This window comes from Aestuariivita boseongensis, assembly GCF_001262635.1.
GTDB classification, from domain to species: domain Bacteria; phylum Pseudomonadota; class Alphaproteobacteria; order Rhodobacterales; family Rhodobacteraceae; genus Aestuariivita; species Aestuariivita boseongensis.
Window position 1 is genome coordinate 83,204 of record NZ_JXYH01000004.1, and the last position, 17,631, is coordinate 100,834.

Consider the following 17,631-nt stretch of genomic DNA (forward strand, 5'->3'; position numbering starts at 1 on the left):
GAAAATTCTCGCCTGCCGCCACAGACAAGGGAAAGATCAGACAGATGCCAGTAAAGAACCGCTTTGCCGAATTGCATGATGATATCAGTGCCTGGCGGCAGGATCTTCATGCCCATCCCGAGATTGGCTTTGATGTGTTCCGTACGGCCGAGATCGTTGAAGAGAAACTCAGGGCTTTCGGTTGCGACGAGGTGGTCACAGCCATCGGGCGCACCGGGGTTGTGGGCGTCATCAGGGGCCGTGCGGATACGCAGGGCCGTGTGGTGGGCCTGCGCGCGGATATGGACGCGCTGCCCATTCACGAGGAAACAGGCGCGCATCACGCCTCGCGCATTCCGGGCAAGATGCATGCCTGCGGCCATGACGGCCATACCGCGATGCTGCTGGGCGCGGCACAATACCTGGCCGAAACGCGGAATTTTGACGGCACGGCCATTGTGATCTTTCAGCCCGGCGAGGAGGGCTATGCCGGTGGGAAAGAGATGTGCGAAGACGGGCTGATGGACCGGTTCGGCATTCAGGAGGTCTATGGCCTGCATAACGCGCCGGGTCTGCCGGCGGGCAGCTTCGCGATCCGTCCCGGCCCGATGATGGCAGCCACGGATGAATTCAAGATCACGCTGGAAGGGCGCGGCGGCCATGCCGCGCGGCCCAACAACACTGTCGACACGGCGGTGATGGCCTGCCATCTGGGCGTGGCGCTGCAAACGGTGGTCAGTCGCAATGCCGATCCGGTGGAACAGCTGGTTGTGTCGCTCACCGCAATCGAAACATCCTCCATGGCGTTCAACGTGATCCCGCAGCGGGTGACCTTGCGCGGCACCGTGCGGTCCATGTCGGCCGAGATGCGGGAGCTGGCGAGACGCAGGATCGAAGAGGTGACCCATGGCATCACCCAGACCTTTGGCGGCCGGGCGGAGTTTGATTTTCCCGAAGGCTATCCCGTGCTGATCAATGCCGAGACCGAGACCACCTATGCCGAGGAGGTGGCGCGCAAGGTGGCCGGCGATTGTCAGCTTGCGCCCATGGTGATGGGCGGCGAGGATTTCGCCTTCATGTTGCAGGAGCGGCCCGGCGCCTATATCCGTTTGGGCAATGGGGACAGCGCCGGACTGCATCACCCGAAATACGATTTCAACGATGAGATCATTCCGGCAGGCTGTTCCTGGCTGGCCGAAATGGTCGAAACCCGAATGAAGGTGGCCTGAGCACCAGAATTTTCAGCGAAAATTCCGGATCGGGCGACCAGTATCAAAAGAGGAAACGCGAGAATGCCTGTCAAAAACCGATTTGCAGAATTGCAAGACGAGATCACCGCCTGGCGACGTGATCTGCATGAAAACCCCGAAATTCTGTTCGAAACCCATCGCACAAGCGCCATGGTTGCCGAAAAACTGCAGGAGTTCGGGCTGGATGAGGTTGTCACCGGCATTGGCCGCACGGGCGTTGTGGGCGTCATCAAGGGCAAAAGCGACACCAAGGGCCGGGTGATCGGCCTGCGCGCGGATATGGACGCTTTGCCGATCCATGAGCAGACGGGGCTCGATTATGCCTCCAAAACGCCCGGTGCGATGCATGCCTGCGGGCATGACGGGCATACCGCGATGCTGCTGGGGGCCGCGAAATACCTGTCCGAGACGCGGAATTTCGACGGCACGGTCGTGGTCATCTTCCAGCCCGCCGAGGAAGGCGGCGGCGGCGGCAAGGAGATGTGCGACGACGGCATGATGGAGCGTTGGGGCATCCAGGAGGTTTACGGGATGCATAACTGGCCCGGCAAACCGGTGGGGTCCTTTGCGATCCGACCCGGCGCGTTCTTTGCCGCGACCGATCAGTTCGACATCACGCTGGAAGGCAAGGGCGGGCATGCTGCCAAGCCGCACGAGACCGTGGATACCACCGTGATGGCGGCCCAGGCGGTTCTGGCGCTGCAAACCATTGCCAGCCGGAATGCCGATCCGGTGGATCAGGTTGTCGTTTCGGTCACGTCGTTCGAGACCTCGTCGAAGGCCTTCAATGTGATCCCGCAGAAGGTGCAATTGAAAGGCACCGTGCGCACCATGTCGAACGACATGCGCGATCTGGCTGAAAAGCGGATCAAGGAGATCTGTGACGGCATCTGCACCACCTTCGGCGGCACGGCGGAAGTGACCTATCACCGGGGCTATCCGGTGATGGTGAATTCCGGAGAACAGACCGAATTCGCCGCCGAAGTGGCGCGCAAGGTTTCGGGCCAATGCGATGACGCGCCGCTGGTGATGGGGGGCGAGGATTTCGCCTTCATGCTGGAGGAACGCCCGGGGGCGTATATCCTTGTGGGCAACGGTGACACGGCGTCGGTCCACCACCCGGAATACAACTTCAATGACGAGGCGATTCCGGCAGGCTGTTCCTGGTGGGCAGAGATTGTTGAAACCCGGATGCCTGCAGCTTGATCTGGCGGGCCCCGGGCATGACCCGGGGCCTCAGCCGTCCAGCAGGCGGCGATAGAGCGCGATCAGCGCTTGCGCTTCGCTTTCGATGGAAAACCGCGCCTCGACATGGGCGCGGGCATTGCCGCGCCAGGCGTCCAGCGTGTCGCGGTCTGACAAAAGACGGTCTGCCGCCACGACCATCTGATCCACTTCGCCCGGGTCGATCAGCAGGCCGGTTTGCCCTTCGGCAACCAGCGCCTCGAACGCACCGACGCGGGTGGCGATCACGGGGCAGCCGGTGGCCATCGCCTCGATCGGGGTCAGGCCAAAGCCTTCCCAGCGCTGGGGCGCGATGTAAAGATCAAGGATCCGGTACCAGTCGGCCATGGCTTCGGGCGGCACTTCGGGCATGAACAGGATCCTGTCGACCAGCCCCGCATCCGCCACTTTCTGGCGCAAGCCTTTGTCGAAACTGACATATTTCTCGGTCGCGCGCCCCATGACCAGAGCTGTGGCATCCGGGTGATCGCGCAACACGCGTATCATAGCATCCACATAGACATCCGTGCCTTTCTGCGCCCGGATACGGCCATAACAGCCGATCAGAGGCCCGGTGTCAGGCACGCCCAGTTTGCGGCGGAGTGCCGCGCGGTCATGGGAGGGGGAAAACCCTTCCGTATCAATGCCATGCATGATGACCTGCGCGGGCACCTGAAGATAGCTTGCGGTCTTGTCCGAGGTGGCCACAACCGCATCCATCCGCCGGATCAGCCAGCGGGTAACGCCGGTTTGTTCCCGCTGGGAGGCCGAGGTGAACAGAAGTTTCAGCTTCTTGCCCAGCAGGTATTTCAGCGCGAGCCCGCCAATCATTTCGACATTGCGCCGTGCGTGCCAGACCCGCCATCCCTTCGGGCCGGGGCCGCGACGGGGCAGGGTGATCAGCGAGGATAATGGGATCTGCGGAACCTGTGCGGGCAGAACGGGGCCGGTTGCCACGATGTTGATATGGGCCGATTGCACCGGCACCAGCCGCACCACGGTGGCGGTCACACCTGACAGGCGACGTTTGAAATTGGGGGCGATGACCTCGATATCTTTGGGGGCGATCATGGGGCGGCACCTTCATTCAGGTTGAGCTTTTCCATGATCAGGCTCACCATCTCCTCCAGCTTGTCGCCGTACCTGCTGACAAAACCGTGTCCGGCGGTTTTGGCGGCCTCAAGCGCCTTGGGGTCTTCGATGAAGGATTGCACCGCTTTGGCGATCTCCTCGCTGCTTTCGACCAGGCGGGCCGCTCCGATCCGCTCCATCGCCTCATAGGTTTCGGCGAAATTGCTGACATGCGGTCCGGACAGCACCACTCCCCCGGCGCTGGCCACTTCGAACGGGTTATGCCCGCCGATGGCGCGCAGCGAGCCGCCAACAAACACGATATCGGAGAGGGCATACCACAGCCCCATTTCACCCAGAGTGTCGGCCAGAAGAATGTCGGTATCCGCCCGCGGCGTTTCCCCCTTTGAGCGGCGCACCACAGATCGGCTGCCCATCGCGATCAGTTGTGCCACCTCGTCCCCGCGCTCGGGATGGCGGGGCACCAGCACCAGAAGGGCATCCGGCACTTGTTGTAACAGCTTGGCATGGGCGGCAAGGATCGTCTCTTCTTCCCCCTTATGGGTGGAGGCGGCGACCCAGATGGGCCGGTCCCCGATCTGACCGCGCAGGCGGGCCAGTTCCAGTTCATCCACGGGCAGGGGCTTGGCCATCGCCTTGAGGTTCACGCCGCTTTTGACCCGCGCCTCGTCCGCGCCCATTTCGCGCATGTAATCCGCGTTCTGGCGGTTCTGGGTCAGGATCAGATCGAACTGGTCCAGCACGAAGGCGCTGGTCGCGGGGTATTTTTTCCAGCCTTCAACGGATTTCTGCGACAGTCGCGCATTGACCAGCGCCAGCCGTACCCCGGCCGCGCGGGCGCGGACCAGCATGTTGGGCCAGATTTCGCTGTCGACGAAGATCCCGGCATCGGGGTGCCAGTAATCCAGAAAACGGTCCACCGGACCGATTGCATCCAGTGGCGCAAACTGGTGCTGGCAGCCCGCGGGCATGCGTTTGGCCAAAATCTCGGCCGAGGTGGCGGTGCCCGAGGTCATCAGGATGTTCAGATCCGGGCGTTGGCCTTTCAAAGCGTCGATCAGGGTCAGCACCGACAGGCTTTCGCCGACGCTGGCACCATGAAACCAGACAAGCGGGCCTTTGGGGCGCGGAAGGCTGGCATGGCCCAGCCGTTCCTGCATCCGAAGAGGCGGCACATCATAGCGTTTCAGCTTGCGCGACACCACCTGCCATGCAACCGGCGCAAGCGCTGTCATCGCGCCACGATAAAGCTTGTAAAGGGCCGTTGGACCGTGTGTCGCCCTATGGGGCGGGGCGGACATCAGCCGCCTGTGTGGCTCATATGGCGGGACATCTGACCGTCCAGACGTTGGCGCGAATAGTCGAAATCATGTCCCTTCGGCTTGCGGTCGATGGCGGCACGGATGGCGGCCTCAAGCGGTGCTTCGGTATCGGGGTGATCGCGCAGGGGGCTGCGCAGATCGGCCATGTCTTCCTGGCCCAGGCACATGTACAGTTCGCCCGTGCAGGTCAGGCGCACGCGGTTGCAGCTTTCGCAGAAATTGTGGGACAGGGGCGTGATGAAGCCGATTTTCTGACCGGTCTCTTCGAGCCGGACATAGCGCGCAGGCCCGCCCGTGCGTTCGGCCAGATCTGTGACCTTGTAGTGCTGTTCGTAAGTGGCGCGCACGTCTTTCAGCGACCAATACTGCCCCAGCCGGTTTTCATTGCCGATATCGCCCATCGGCATGACTTCGATCCAGGTCAGGTCCATGCCGCGTTCTGCACACCATTCAGTGATGCGCGGCAGTTCTTCTTCATTGAAGCCCTTCAAGGCCACGGCGTTGATCTTGATCCGCAGGCCCGCCTTTTGCGCCGCGTCGATGCCGCGTAGCACCTGGGGCAGCCGGCCCCAGCGGGTGATGGCGGCGAACTTGTCCTCATCCAGTGTATCAAGCGATACGTTGATCCGCCGCACGCCGGCGTCAAACAGATCATCGGCAAAGCGTTCCAGCTGCGAGCCATTGGTTGTCAGCGTCAGTTCCTTCAGCGCGCCCGCATCCAGATGGCGGGTCATCGACCGGAAAAAGGTCATGATATCGCGCCGCACCAGCGGTTCGCCCCCGGTGATGCGCAGCTTCTCGACCCCAAGGCGGACGAAGGTCGAACACATCCGGTCAAGCTCTTCCAGGGTCAGAAGCTCTTTCTTGGGCAGAAAGGTCATGTTTTCCGACATGCAATAGACGCAGCGGAAATCGCATCTGTCGGTCACGGAAACCCGCAGATAGGTGATCGCGCGGGCGAAGGGATCTATCAAAGGAGCGCTCATGTTGAGCAAATTAATCAGGCATTTTCCGGGCCGCAAGACCTCAGTTGCCAATTGCGGGCGCGGGAGGGCGCGGATAGAGTTTTCTCCATGAGATATCTTGTCATTTTTTCTGTCTTTGCGCTGGCCGGTTGCGACATGGCGCGTGGATTTTTCGGAGCGGGGGAGGAGGACGCGATTCTGCCCGCCGCCGCCCCGGTTGAAGCGACAGTTCTGGACTCGGCAGATGCGCCGGAAGCCGCTGGCGAGGCTGACGCGGCCCCTGCTGTGCCGGACGCAATGCTTCCACCGCCTGTCGGGGGCGGATCGGTTCTGGGCAATACGGTTGTGTCGCTGGGCGATCCGGCGATCGGGGGAATGTGGCTGAAGACGCCGCTTGTGACATCGGAACAGCCCGGGCAGGTGCGCTGGCGCGGCACTGTCGTGGCTTTGACATTGCAGCCGCTTGATGCCGAGGTGGGGGCAGGCAGCCAGATCTCGGTCCGGGCGATGCAGGCGCTGGGGGCGTCGCTGACAGATCTGGTGGAAGTCACGGTCGAGGCGATCTGAGGGTCAGACCGGAGGCAGGTATTTTCCGGCTTCCTTGCGCGCGAAGGGTTTCATGGCTGCACCGTGCTCCGCCAGAAAAGCACGCACACGCTCCGCGTCATGTTTGGACAGTTCGCGCAGCCACCAGGCGATGGCCTTCTGAATGAACCAGTCGCGATCGGGCACATAGCTGGCGGCCCAGCCAAGGATCCGGTCACGCCGCGCCAGGTCTTCGGGCTTTGGGTGGTTCTGCTTGGTCCAGGGCAGGGTGATGACCAGTGCCGCGCGGCGGGTCCACATAAGGTCTGACCGGGTCCAGGTTTCGACCTCGTCCAGGCGGGTGGGATCGGCCAGCAGACGCCTTTGACCGGCCATGCAGGCGTGATCGGCAATGGCCCAGCTGTCGAAATCGGGCACCCAGGAGGCGATAAGCCGCCAGACGCCATCGTCCGGTTTGATCCGCGCCTGGGTCAGGAGTTTGGCTGCGGCCAGCCGGGCCTCGAATATGTTGGTCTGCCACAACCCGTCGGCCACTGCGATGCGCTGATCCACTGTCAGATTTTGCCGCCACGCTTTCGTCATGTCGTTTACCTGGGGGTTCGACAGGCCCAGATAGCGCCGCTCTGCCTTGTGATAGGCGGCCATCCCTTCCGCGCGCACCGGATCGGCTGCGGCTTCAAGCTCCTCCAGAAAGGGTTGAAACGCGGCGGATCCGGGCATGGGCGTCTATTCCACCGTCACGGATTTGGCGAGGTTGCGCGGCTGGTCCACATCTGTGCCCTTGGCGACCGCCGTGTGATAGGCCAGAAGCTGCGCCGGAATGGCATAGAGGATCGGCGTCAGAAGGGGGGGCACAGACGGCATGCGGATGGATGTCCAGACGTCATCGCCCGCTTCTTCAATGCCGGCATCGTCCGACACAAGAATGACCTTCCCTTTGCGCGCCATCACCTCCTGCATATTCGAGACGGTCTTGTCGAAAAGGGTGTCGCGCGGGGCCATAACCACCACGGGCATATGTTTGTCGATCAGCGCGATGGGCCCGTGCTTCAACTCCCCAGAAGCATAAGCTTCGGCGTGTATATAGCTGATTTCCTTGAGTTTCAGTGCGCCTTCCAGAGCCAGGGGATACATCAGGCCGCGACCCAGGAACAGGACGTCGCGCGATTCTGACAGGCGGACCGACGCTTTGCGGATCGCTTCGTTCTGATCGAGGGCGAGGCTGATGATCGACGGGATGGCCCGCAGCGCCGACACGTGGTCTGCGCGTCGATCGGAACTGAGATGGCCGCGCAGTTCGCCGGCTTTCAGCGCCAGCAGGAACAGGACCGTGATCTGGCAGGTGAAGGCCTTGGTGGAGGCGACGCCAACCTCAACTCCGGCCAGAATGGGCAGCGCGATATCGCTTTCGCGCGCGATGGAGCTTTCCGGCACATTGATAACCGACAGGATCGTGTCGGCCTTGTCCCGGCAATAGCGCAACGCGGCCAGAGTGTCGGCGGTTTCGCCGGACTGGCTGACAAACAGCGCAAGTGTCCGCGCGGGGATGGGCGGTTCGCGATAGCGGAATTCCGAGGCGATATCAACCTCGACCGGGATCCGGGCGATCTGTTCGAACCAGTATTTCGCGACCAGGCAGGCATAGTAAGCGGTGCCGCAGGCCACCATCACGATCCGGTCAACCTTTGCAAAATCAATGGTTTCCTCGGGGAAGTGAATGTCGTTTTCGGGTGTCAGGTAATGGGCCAGCGCGTCGCCGATGACTTTGGGCTGCTCGGCGATTTCTTTGGCCATGAAATGCTTGTGACCGGCCTTGTCGACACGCGTGTTGTCGATTGACACGGTTTTGATCGGCCGGTTCGCCAGCCGCCCCTTCTCATCGCGGATTTCGACGCCTGCGCGGGTCACGACGGCGCGGTCGCCCTCCTCAAGATAGGTGATGCGGTCCGTCAGCGGGGCCAGCGCGATCGCGTCAGAGCCTACGAACATCTCTCCGTCACCATGGCCGACGGCGAGTGGGGAGCCCTTGCGGGCCGCCACGATCAGGTCGTCTTCGCCGTCAAACAGGAACGCCAGCGCAAATGCGCCTTCCAGACGGTCCAGAGCGGCAAAGGCAGCCTCAACCGGTGACATGCCGGTTGAAAGATAGTGATGGGTCAGCAGCGCCACGGTTTCGGTGTCGGTCTCGGTCTCGAAACTGATGTTATGTTGTGCAAGTTCGGCCCGGATCTCGCGATAATTTTCGATGATCCCGTTATGGACGACCGCAACGGCGCCAGAGCGGTGAGGATGTGCGTTGGTGACGGTCGGCGCGCCATGCGTGGCCCAGCGTGTGTGACCGATCCCGGCTTTGCCTGCCAGCGGTTCATGCACCAGTTGGTCGGACAGGTTCACCAGCTTGCCGACCGCGCGCCGCCGGTCCAGCTTGCCCGCATTGACGGTCGCGATCCCGGCGCTGTCATAGCCACGATATTCAAGGCGTTTGAGTGCCTCAACCAGAATGGGGGCGGCCTCGTGATCGCCCAATACGCCAACAATTCCACACATTAGCTCTTGCCTTTATCATTTTGCTTTTTCTTGGCTTTCAGTAATTCAAAAAGGCGGATTGCAGCGCCTGGCTTGTTGGTTTGCTGACCGCGAGCCAGCGCCAATGCGCCGGGTTCGACGTCTGTCGTGATCACGCTTCCGGATCCGGTCATGGCGTTGTCACCCACGCTCACCGGGGCCACCAGCATCGTGTTCGATCCGATGAAAACATTCTGCCCAATCGCGGTGTGGTGCTTCATCACCCCGTCGTAATTGCAGGTGATCGTGCCCGCGCCGATATTGCTGTGCGCGCCAATGGATGCGTCGCCGATATAGCTGAGGTGATTGACCTTGGCACCTTCGGCAATGACGGCGTTTTTGATCTCGACGAAATTGCCGATCTTGGTGTCTTCCGACAGTTCCGTTCCGGGGCGCAGGCGGGCATAGGGGCCAACCACCGCGCCGCGGCTGACATGGCAACCTTCCAGATGGGAAAAGGCGCGGATCTGCGCGCCGGATTCGACCGTCACACCGGGGCCGAAGACCACGTTGGGCTCGATCACCGTGTCCCGGCCGATGACAGTGTCGAGGGACAGGTGCACCGTTTCAGGCGCCACCAGGGTCACGCCATCTTCCATCAGTTGCTGACGTGCGCGGGCCTGAAAAATCGCCTCTGCCCGGGCCAGTTCCGCGCGGGAGTTGATGCCAAGCGTTTCGGCCTCGTCGCAGGTGACAGCGGTGGCGGTCAGGCCCTTGTTCCGGGCAATCTCCACGATGTCGGTGAGGTAATATTCGCCTGCGGCGTTGTCATTGCCCACAGCGTCAATCAGATCGAACAGCGTGTCTTTGTTACAGCATACAAGTCCGCTATTACAAAGGCTTATGGTGCGTTCCTCATCCGATGCGTCCTTGTATTCGACGATCTTCAGAAGCTCATCGCCCTTTGTAACCAGCCGCCCATAGCGTGCAGGATCGGCAGCGTTGAAACCCAGCACAACCACATCCGCGCCTGCACGCGCCGCCAGCATGGCTTCCAGCGTCTGTGGCTGAATGAAGGGGGTGTCGCCGTAAAGGACGATAACGTCGCCAGAAAACCCGTCCAAAGCCGTGCGCGCTTGCGCAACAGCATGGGCCGTGCCCAATTGTTCGGTCTGCAGAACGATCTGCGCGTCTTCGTCCAGATCGGCCAGTACGCGGCTCACCTCATCAGCGCCGTGGCCTGCCACAACAACTGTGCGTTCCGGCTCAAGGTTTTGTCCGGCGCGCAGGGCGTGGGCCAGCATCGGTGCCTGTCCGATGGGGTGCAGGACCTTTGGCAGGTCCGAGTTCATCCGTGTGCCTTTTCCTGCCGCAAGGATAACCAGCGCTGTGGTCATTTGTTTTCTCTTTGTGTTTTTGGTCCGCTCGTTTTATCCGGCTGACGCGGCTGCGCAACATGTAGACGCATCAATTCAGGTTGCGGGCTGCAATATATCCGCGCGGAAAGGCGCCGATGGGAGGGATCATGCGCACAGTGATTTTCGATCTGGACGGCACGCTGGCCGATACAAGCGGTGATCTGATCGCGGCGGCAAATCATTGTTTTCGTCAGATGGGGCTGGGCGATGTGCTGGATGTTGATCGGGATGCCGGTATTGCGCTGCGCGGCGGGCGCATGATGCTGACGCGTGGGCTTGAGCGGGTCGGCCAGTTCAGCGAAGCGCGCGTGTCCGAATATTACCCCGTGTTGCTGGATGCCTATGCCGAGGCGATTGACCATCACACAGTCCTGTATCCCGGCGCGATGGAGGCGGTGGAAACGTTGAAATCCAATGGTTTTGGCGTGGGGATCTGCACCAACAAGCCAGAAGGTCTGGCCGAAACGCTGATGACGCGGTTAGGCGTGCGCGATGCGTTCGCCTCGCTCATCGGGGCGGATACGCTGCCGGTGCGCAAGCCCGATCCCGAACCCTTGCGAGAGGCCGCGCGGCGTGCGGGAGGCGACCCGGCGCTGACCTGTCTGATCGGCGACAGCGATACCGACCGCAACACGGCGCGCGCGGCGGGCGTGCCCTCTGTTCTGGTGACTTTTGGGCCGTCCGGCGAAGACATGGTGTCGCTTGAGCCCGAGGCGCTGTTGTCGGATTTTGCGCATTTGCCCGGGATCGTCACGGAATTGATCGGCCCGGCCCGATAAAATCACAAATCTGACCCATTGACCGGGGCGTCTAGCCGTTTCAAAACAGACCCATGAGCGAGATTTTCACCGGCAATTTCACCCAGCAGGAGCCCATTCCCGAAGAGGGGATCGAGGCCGCCGTGGCCGTTATGCGGCATGGGCGTATCCATCGCTATAACCTCTCGAAGGGCGAGGAGGGGGAAGCCGCGCTGCTGGAGCAGGAATTTGCGGCGCAGATCGGGGCGAAATATGTGCTGGCCGTGGCCTCTGGCGGGGCGGCGATGACAACCGCGCTGCGCGCGGCCGGAGTGCGGCCAGGCGACAAGGTTCTGTCCAACGCCTTCACGCTGGCCCCCGTTCCGGGCGCGATTGCGGCTGTGGGGGCGGTGCCTGTCTATGTGGGCGTCGCTGAGGATCTGACGATTGATCTGGACGATCTGGAAGCCAAAGCGGGCGAGGCGTCTTATCTTCTGCTCAGCCATATGCGCGGGCACATTTGCGACATGGACCGGCTGATGGCGATCTGCGATGCAGCGGGCATCAAGGTGATTGAAGATTGTGCGCATACGATGGGGGCTGCATGGAACGGCGTACCCTCGGGGCGGTTTGGCATCGCGGGCTGTTATTCTTGCCAGACCTATAAACATGTGAATTCCGGCGAAGGGGGCTTTCTGGTCACCGATGACGCGGATCTGGCCGCGCGGGCGATCATCCTGTCGGGGTCATATATGCTGTATGAACGTCATTTGGCGGCCCCTCCGCCCGAGGCGTTCGAGAAGGTGAAATACGAAACGCCCAATATCTCCAGCCGGATGGACAATCTGCGCGCCGCGATCCTGCGGCCACAACTGCGTCAGCTGGACGTGAATGTGGACCGGTGGAATGACCGCTATCGCACGTTGGAGGCGGGGCTGGACGGCACGCCTGGGCTGACCCTGATCCAGCGCCCCGAAAAAGAGCGGTTTGTGGGGTCATCCTTCCAGTTTCTGCTGCTCGACTGGGCGCCCGCCCGCGTGAAAGAGGTGGTGGAGCGTTGTCTTGCCCGCGGTGTGGAACTGAAATGGTTCGGAGAACCCGAGCCCAAGGGCTTCACTTCCCGCTATGACAGCTGGCGATATGCGCCGTCAGAGCCGATGCATAAAACGGATCGCATTCTGGCGGGCATCGTCGATATGCGCGTGCCGCTGACCTTTTCGGTCGAGGATTGTCAGCTGATCGCCCGGATCATCCGGGCCGAGGTGGGCGCCGTCTATCAGGCCGCCTGACTCAGATTTTCGAAAATTCGCCATGTCCCGCGGATAGCGATCCTTGGTGGGATCGCGCGCGAATCCCTTGACCGCATGCCCGCGCCGGCGTTATATGAACAAGTGTTCAATAAACCGATTGGGGGAGCTCTTTCATGTTCAACGCGGTCATGCAGTTCGATCTGGGCGAAGACGTCAACGCCCTGCGTGAGATGGTGCATCGCTGGGCGCAGGAGCGCGTCAAGCCGATGGCTGCAGACATCGACGCCAAGAACGCCTTTCCCAACGAGCTGTGGCGCGAGATGGGAGAGTTGGGCCTTCTGGGTATCACTGTGGGCGAGGAATATGGCGGCGCGGGTATGGGATATCTGGCCCACGTCATCGCCGTGGAGGAGATTGCGCGGGCATCCGCCTCGGTCTCGCTGTCCTATGGAGCGCATTCGAACCTGTGCGTGAACCAGATCAAGCTGAACGGGACAGATGAACAGAAGGCGAAATACCTTCCGAAGCTGGTGTCGGGCGAACATGTGGGCGCGCTGGCCATGTCGGAAGCCGGGGCAGGCTCGGACGTGGTGTCGATGAAGCTGCGCGCGGAAAAGCGCAACGATCATTACAGGCTGAATGGCAACAAATACTGGATCACCAACGGGCCGGATGCCGATACGCTGGTGGTTTATGCCAAGACCGATCCCGAGGCCGGGTCGAAAGGCATCACCGCCTTCTTGATCGAGAAGGACATGACCGGGTTCTCGACCTCTCCCCATTTCGACAAGCTGGGGATGCGCGGGTCGAACACGGCCGAGCTGATTTTCGAAGATGTCGAGGTGCCCTTTGAAAACGTGCTGGGCGAAGAGGGCAAAGGCGTTCAGGTGCTGATGTCGGGGCTGGATTACGAGCGTGTCGTGCTGGCGGGCATCGGGTCGGGCATCATCGCGGGCTGCCTGGATGAGGTCATGCCCTATATGGCCGAGCGCAAGCAATTCGGTCAGCCTATCGGGAATTTCCAGCTCATGCAGGGCAAGATCGCCGATATGTACACGGCAATGAATTCGTCGCGGGCTTACGTCTATGAATGCGCCAAAGCTTGTGACCGGGGCGAGGTCACGCGTCAGGATGCGGCGGCGTGCTGCCTTTATGCCTCGGAAGTTGCCATGACCCAGGCGCATCAGGCGGTGCAGGCGATGGGCGGGGCCGGGTTCCTGTCGGATAGCCCGGTCAGCCGCATGTTCCGCGATGCCAAGCTGATGGAGATCGGCGCAGGCACGTCCGAGATCCGGCGCATGCTGATCGGGCGCGAGCTGATGGGGGCCATGGCCTGATGCATCTGCCCGGCCTCACCGCAGAGGGGGCATGGGACGTGCCTGCGGGGCTGAACATGGCCGGGCAATGTCTGGCGCATGCACCTGATGCGCTGGCGATCATCGACATGACGGGTGATGCGCGCCGTGATGTGACCTTTCGCGATTTGTCAGCCATGGCGGACCGCGTGGCACGCGCGTTGCTGAGCCAGGTGCAGCCGGGGGATCGGGTGGGCGTGTTGCTCAGCCAGTCGCCCTGGTGCGCGGCGGCCCATCTTGCGGTGTGGAAGATCGGTGCGATCTCGGTCCCGTTGTTCAAGCTGTTCAAGCGGGACGCACTGGCCTCTCGCGTCGGCGATGCGGGCTGCGACATCGTTCTGACCGATGATGAGGGGGCCGCGCTGCTGGGCGATCTGGCCACGCCGTGGCTGATCGAAGAGATCGGCGTGGATGGCGCACCCATGCCCTTTGCAGATACAAGGGCCGAGACGCCTGCGGTGTTGATCTATACCTCGGGCACAACAGGAACGCCGAAGGGGGCCTTGCACGGTCACAGGGTGCTGACGGGTCATTTGCCGGGCGTTGCGCTGAGCCACAATCACCTTGGCCAGCCCGGCGATGTGATCTGGACGCCAGCGGATTGGGCCTGGATTGGCGGGCTTTTTGACGTTTTGATGCCCGGTCTTGCGCTGGGCGTGCCGGTTGTGGCCGCGCGGTTCGACAAGTTCGCCCCGGAAAGCTGTGCGCAGCTGATCCGCGATGCCGGCGTGCGCAATGTGTTTTTCCCGCCCACAGCGCTCAGGATGCTGAAGGTGGCTGATCAGGCAATCCCCGGCCTGCGCTCTGTCGCGTCAGGCGGGGAGCCTTTGGGCGCGGAAATGCTGGCCTGGGGGCGGGAGGCCTTCGGGCTTGAGATCAACGAATTCTATGGCCAGACCGAATGCAACATGACGGTATCCTCCTGTGCCGATGCGTTTCCGGCGCGACCTGGATGTATCGGCAAGCCAGTTCCCGGGTTCGACGTTGCCGTGATTGACGAGACCGGTCAGCCCACTGATGGCGAGGGGGACGTGGCCATTCGCAGAGGCGCTGCGTCTATGATGCTGGAATATTGGCACAGGCCCGACGCGACGGCCGAGAAATTCCAGGGTCATTGGCTGATCACCGGGGATCGCGGCATCTGGGAGGGGGAGTATCTGCGGTTTGTGGGGCGCGAGGACGACGTCATCACCTCGGCCGGCTATCGCATCGGCCCGTCCGAGATCGAGGATTGCCTGCTGACCCATCCCGGCGTGGCCACCTGCGGCGTGGTGGGCAAGCCTGATCCCCTGCGGACCGAGATCGTGAAAGCCTATGTCGTGCTGAAAGACGGGGCGGAAGCCAGCGCGCAGGAATTGCAGGATTGGGTTAAGGAAAGGCTGGCAAGCTATTCCTATCCAAGGGAAATCGCTTTTGTTGATGCCTTGCCCATGACAGTCACGGGCAAGGTCATCCGAAAAGAACTGAAGGCGCGGGCCGCAGCGGAGGCTGCGTCATGAATGCGCGCGCGTGTCAGCAGGTTTTGCCCGCCCGTAGTGCATGGTCACAGGCGGGCGTTTGGTCAAAACCGATGGACATAGGAGATCCCGAGGACAACCGGGTCGATATCGGCAGTGCCGATAGGCGCGCCGTTCAACGTCACATCGCTTTCAATGTCGATCCACCGCGCGTTCACGCGTACCGAACCGCGGTCGCTGACGGCGAAGTCAACACCCAGTTGCACCGCAACACCGACCGAGTCGTCCAGTTTCAGAACCCCAAGCGGCGAGGTTTCGTCGAAGAAGGTGGTATAGTTCACGCCGATCCCGACGAAGGGCTTGATGTTGCCACCTGTGGGGAAATGGTAGTTCAGCGACAGTGTGGGCGGCAGGTGACGCACATTGCCGGCATAGGTCGCGCCGCCCAGCGTGACATTGTGCTTGAACGGGGTGGCCGCCAGCAATTCGATCCCCAGATTGTCGCGGATGAAGTATTCGAAAGTCAGCGACAGTTGGGTGTTGCTGTCCACGGTCGCTGGCAGGGTTGCAAGCGTCCCGTTGTTGGATTTCGGGTTCACATAGGCCGCGCCGACGCCAAAGGTCCAATCCCCCTGGGATTGCGCGAAGGCGGGTACGGCAAGCAGGCAGAGAGCGGTTGTGCCTGCGGCGAGTGCGGAAAGCTTTGTCATGAGAGCCCCTCTTCTTTGGTGATGTCCGCTTGCTATTTCAGACGGGCCGCAAGGGGCGTTGATTTGGATCAAGGATCGCTGGTGCCGCGCTGCGGCATTCGCGCGCAGGAACGGGCCGTGGGAGGTCAGATATGAAGCTGAAATCGAATGTGATGACCGGATCAGAACAGTTCGCGGCCAATCGCGAGTTGCATCTGGCCGCGCTCAGCCAGATCGAGGCGGCGGCGGAAGCCGCGCGGCTGGGCGGCGGCGCGACGGCGCGGGAACGGCATGAAAGCCGCGGCAAGATGCTGCCCCGGCGGCGCGTGGCGAACCTGTTGGATCCCGGATCACCCTTTCTGGAGGTGGGCGCACTGGCCGCCCATGGGCTATATGACGGGGCCGCGCCCTGTGCGGGTGTGATCGCCGGGGTGGGACGGGTGCAGGGCCGCGATGTCATGGTGATCTGCAACGATGCCACCGTGAAGGGCGGCACCTATTACCCGATGACGGTGAAAAAACACCTCCGCGCTCAGGAGATTGCCGAGGAATGCCATCTGCCCTGCATCTATCTTGTGGATTCGGGTGGCGCGAACCTGCCCAACCAGGATGAGGTGTTCCCCGATCGCGATCATTTCGGGCGCATCTTCTATAATCAGGCGCGGATGAGCGCAAAGGGCATTCCGCAGATCGCGGTGGTGATGGGGTCTTGCACCGCTGGCGGGGCCTATGTGCCCGCAATGTCCGATGTGACCATTATCGTGAAGGATCAGGGCACGATTTTCCTGGCCGGGCCCCCTTTGGTGAAGGCGGCCACCGGCGAATTGGTCAGTGCCGAGGATCTGGGCGGCGGCGATGTGCACACGAGGCTGTCCGGTGTCGCGGATTACCTGGCCGAAGATGATGCCCATGCGCTGGCGCTGGCCCGGCGCGCCGTGGAGTCTCTGGGTGCCGGGCTGAAGCCCGGCCTACGGTTGGAAAGCGTCGAAGAGCCTGCCTATGATCCCGAAGAGATCTTAGGCGTGGTACCTGGCGACCTGCGCACGCCCTACGACATTCGCGAAGTGATCGCGCGGCTGGTGGATGGCTCGCGCTTTGACGAGTTCAAGGCGCGGTTCGGGGAGACGCTGGTGTGCGGCTTCGCGCATCTCAAAGGCATCCCCGTGGGGATCATTGCCAATAACGGGGTGCTCTTTTCCGAAGCGGCGCAGAAAGGCGCGCATTTTGTCGAGCTGTGTTCGCAGCGGAAGATCCCTCTGGTGTTTTTGCAAAACATCACCGGGTTCATGGTGGGCCGTAAGTACGAAAATGAAGGGATCGCGCGGCATGGGGCCAAGATGGTGACCGCCGTGGCCACCACATCTGTTCCCAAGGTCACGATGTTGGTGGGCGGGTCCTTTGGCGCCGGCAATTACGGCATGGCCGGGCGCGCCTATCAGCCGCGTTTCCTGTGGACATGGCCCAACAGCCGGATCTCGGTGATGGGGGGCGAACAGGCGGCCGGAGTTCTTGCCACGGTCAAGCGCGATGCCATCGAACGCAAGGGCGGCAGCTGGTCGGCCGAGGAAGAGGCGGAATTCAAGCGCCCCACGATCGAGATGTTCGAGGAACAGTCGCATCCGCTTTATGCCAGCGCCCGGCTTTGGGATGACGGGGTGGTCGATCCGCGCAAATCCCGCGATGTGCTGGCGCTGTCACTGCGCGCGGCGCTCAACGCCCCGATTGAGGAGACACGCTTTGGCGTGTTCCGGATGTGATGACCCGGATTTTGTGTATGTGGGGCCCGGCGGCGATGGTCGGATCGGGTATTTGGGGCCAGAAAGAAGCAGCACGGATGAGCAG

The 17,631-nt window shown here is 61.9% G+C and carries 15 protein-coding genes; 8 read left to right on the top strand and 7 right to left on the bottom strand.

Annotation, left to right across the window (positions count from 1 at the left end; genetic code table 11):
* Positions 1-44: 44 nt before the first annotated feature.
* Both TR61_RS03025 and TR61_RS03030 read left to right on the top strand, forming a co-directional pair.
* Positions 45-1,208 (top strand): M20 aminoacylase family protein, encoded by a 1,164-nt coding sequence (locus tag TR61_RS03025; protein WP_050928071.1) that lies wholly within the window; start codon positions 45-47, stop codon positions 1,206-1,208.
* 63 nt (positions 1,209-1,271) lie between these two features.
* Positions 1,272-2,435 (top strand): M20 aminoacylase family protein, encoded by a 1,164-nt coding sequence (locus TR61_RS03030; RefSeq protein WP_050928072.1) that lies wholly within the window; start codon positions 1,272-1,274, stop codon positions 2,433-2,435.
* Between the two features lie 30 nt (positions 2,436-2,465).
* On the opposite strand, the gene TR61_RS03035 is transcribed toward TR61_RS03030, so the two are convergent.
* From TR61_RS03035 to moaA, 3 genes are all read right to left on the bottom strand, one after another.
* Positions 2,466-3,524: a glycosyltransferase family 4 protein gene (locus TR61_RS03035; protein WP_050928073.1), complete on the bottom strand. Its 1,059-nt coding sequence runs from the start codon at positions 3,522-3,524 to the stop codon at positions 2,466-2,468.
* The gene (locus tag TR61_RS03040; RefSeq protein WP_245626805.1) at positions 3,521-4,780 is read right to left on the bottom strand and encodes a 3-deoxy-D-manno-octulosonic acid transferase; all 1,260 of its coding nucleotides are present in this window, start codon (positions 4,778-4,780) and stop codon (positions 3,521-3,523) included. Before TR61_RS03040 ends, TR61_RS03035 begins: the two co-directional genes overlap by 4 nt.
* 65 nt (positions 4,781-4,845) lie before the next feature.
* The gene (gene moaA / locus TR61_RS03045; RefSeq protein ID WP_050928077.1) at positions 4,846-5,853 is read right to left on the bottom strand and encodes a GTP 3',8-cyclase MoaA; all 1,008 of its coding nucleotides are present in this window, start codon (positions 5,851-5,853) and stop codon (positions 4,846-4,848) included.
* 87 nt (positions 5,854-5,940) lie between these two features.
* On the opposite strand from moaA, the gene TR61_RS03050 reads away from it, so the two are divergent.
* Positions 5,941-6,399, top strand: coding sequence for a hypothetical protein (locus TR61_RS03050; protein ID WP_050928079.1), 459 nt, complete (start codon positions 5,941-5,943; stop codon positions 6,397-6,399).
* A 3-nt stretch (positions 6,400-6,402) separates the two neighbouring features.
* On the opposite strand, the gene TR61_RS03055 is transcribed toward TR61_RS03050, so the two are convergent.
* Genes TR61_RS03055 through glmU form a run of 3 tightly spaced genes read right to left on the bottom strand, consistent with a single transcriptional unit; the run spans position 6,403 to position 10,280 of the window.
* The gene (locus TR61_RS03055) at positions 6,403-7,098 is read right to left on the bottom strand and encodes a DNA alkylation repair protein (protein ID WP_050928081.1); all 696 of its coding nucleotides are present in this window, start codon (positions 7,096-7,098) and stop codon (positions 6,403-6,405) included.
* A 6-nt stretch (positions 7,099-7,104) separates the two neighbouring features.
* On the bottom strand, positions 7,105-8,925 hold the full coding sequence (gene glmS, locus TR61_RS03060; RefSeq protein WP_050928083.1) for a glutamine--fructose-6-phosphate transaminase (isomerizing): 1,821 nt from the start codon (positions 8,923-8,925) through the stop codon (positions 7,105-7,107).
* Positions 8,925-10,280: a bifunctional UDP-N-acetylglucosamine diphosphorylase/glucosamine-1-phosphate N-acetyltransferase GlmU gene (glmU, locus tag TR61_RS03065; RefSeq protein WP_050928084.1), complete on the bottom strand. Its 1,356-nt coding sequence runs from the start codon at positions 10,278-10,280 to the stop codon at positions 8,925-8,927. Before glmU ends, glmS begins: the two co-directional genes overlap by 1 nt.
* A gap of 128 nt (positions 10,281-10,408) precedes the next feature.
* On the opposite strand from glmU, the gene TR61_RS03070 reads away from it, so the two are divergent.
* The 4 genes from TR61_RS03070 to TR61_RS03085 all read left to right on the top strand — a co-directional run bounded on the left by TR61_RS03070 (position 10,409) and on the right by TR61_RS03085 (position 15,142).
* Positions 10,409-11,080 carry an HAD-IA family hydrolase gene (locus TR61_RS03070; RefSeq protein ID WP_050928133.1) on the top strand — a complete coding sequence of 224 codons (672 nt, stop codon included), beginning with the start codon at positions 10,409-10,411 and terminating at the stop codon, positions 11,078-11,080.
* A 53-nt stretch (positions 11,081-11,133) separates the two neighbouring features.
* Positions 11,134-12,327, top strand: coding sequence for a DegT/DnrJ/EryC1/StrS family aminotransferase (locus tag TR61_RS03075; protein WP_050928086.1), 1,194 nt, complete (start codon positions 11,134-11,136; stop codon positions 12,325-12,327).
* 134 nt (positions 12,328-12,461) lie between these two features.
* Positions 12,462-13,625 (top strand): isovaleryl-CoA dehydrogenase, encoded by a 1,164-nt coding sequence (locus TR61_RS03080; protein ID WP_050928088.1) that lies wholly within the window; start codon positions 12,462-12,464, stop codon positions 13,623-13,625.
* Entirely contained in the window at positions 13,625-15,142 is a 1,518-nt protein-coding gene (locus tag TR61_RS03085; protein WP_050928090.1) for an AMP-binding protein, read from the top strand. Before TR61_RS03080 ends, TR61_RS03085 begins: the two co-directional genes overlap by 1 nt.
* 62 nt (positions 15,143-15,204) lie before the next feature.
* Here TR61_RS03085 and TR61_RS03090 read toward each other — a convergent pair whose 3' ends face one another.
* Positions 15,205-15,810: an OmpW/AlkL family protein gene (locus TR61_RS03090; protein WP_050928093.1), complete on the bottom strand. Its 606-nt coding sequence runs from the start codon at positions 15,808-15,810 to the stop codon at positions 15,205-15,207.
* 131 nt (positions 15,811-15,941) lie between these two features.
* Between TR61_RS03090 and TR61_RS03095 the strand changes: the two genes are divergently transcribed.
* Complete coding sequence (locus TR61_RS03095; protein WP_050928095.1) at positions 15,942-17,546, top strand: carboxyl transferase domain-containing protein; 1,605 nt, start codon at positions 15,942-15,944, stop codon at positions 17,544-17,546.
* The last annotated feature ends 85 nt before the right edge of the window (positions 17,547-17,631 follow it).

Excerpts from the sequence above, each read along its gene's own strand:
- TR61_RS03085 (WP_050928090.1), top strand. The coding sequence starts at position 13,625 with ATGCATCTGCCCGGCCTCACCGCAGAGGGGGCATGGGACGTGCCTGCG.
- TR61_RS03030 (WP_050928072.1), top strand. The coding sequence starts at position 1,272 with ATGCCTGTCAAAAACCGATTTGCAGAATTGCAAGACGAGATCACCGCC.
- glmU (WP_050928084.1), bottom strand. The coding sequence starts at position 10,280 with ATGACCACAGCGCTGGTTATCCTTGCGGCAGGAAAAGGCACACGGATG.
- TR61_RS03040 (WP_245626805.1), bottom strand. The coding sequence starts at position 4,780 with ATGACAGCGCTTGCGCCGGTTGCATGGCAGGTGGTGTCGCGCAAGCTG.
- TR61_RS03055 (WP_050928081.1), bottom strand. The coding sequence starts at position 7,098 with ATGCCCGGATCCGCCGCGTTTCAACCCTTTCTGGAGGAGCTTGAAGCC.
- TR61_RS03050 (WP_050928079.1), top strand. The coding sequence starts at position 5,941 with ATGAGATATCTTGTCATTTTTTCTGTCTTTGCGCTGGCCGGTTGCGAC.
- glmS (WP_050928083.1), bottom strand. The coding sequence starts at position 8,925 with ATGTGTGGAATTGTTGGCGTATTGGGCGATCACGAGGCCGCCCCCATT.
- TR61_RS03080 (WP_050928088.1), top strand. The coding sequence starts at position 12,462 with ATGTTCAACGCGGTCATGCAGTTCGATCTGGGCGAAGACGTCAACGCC.
- moaA (WP_050928077.1), bottom strand. The coding sequence starts at position 5,853 with ATGAGCGCTCCTTTGATAGATCCCTTCGCCCGCGCGATCACCTATCTG.
- TR61_RS03025 (WP_050928071.1), top strand. The coding sequence starts at position 45 with ATGCCAGTAAAGAACCGCTTTGCCGAATTGCATGATGATATCAGTGCC.
- TR61_RS03090 (WP_050928093.1), bottom strand. The coding sequence starts at position 15,810 with ATGACAAAGCTTTCCGCACTCGCCGCAGGCACAACCGCTCTCTGCCTG.
- TR61_RS03075 (WP_050928086.1), top strand. The coding sequence starts at position 11,134 with ATGAGCGAGATTTTCACCGGCAATTTCACCCAGCAGGAGCCCATTCCC.
- TR61_RS03035 (WP_050928073.1), bottom strand. The coding sequence starts at position 3,524 with ATGATCGCCCCCAAAGATATCGAGGTCATCGCCCCCAATTTCAAACGT.
- TR61_RS03095 (WP_050928095.1), top strand. The coding sequence starts at position 15,942 with ATGAAGCTGAAATCGAATGTGATGACCGGATCAGAACAGTTCGCGGCC.
- TR61_RS03070 (WP_050928133.1), top strand. The coding sequence starts at position 10,409 with ATGCGCACAGTGATTTTCGATCTGGACGGCACGCTGGCCGATACAAGC.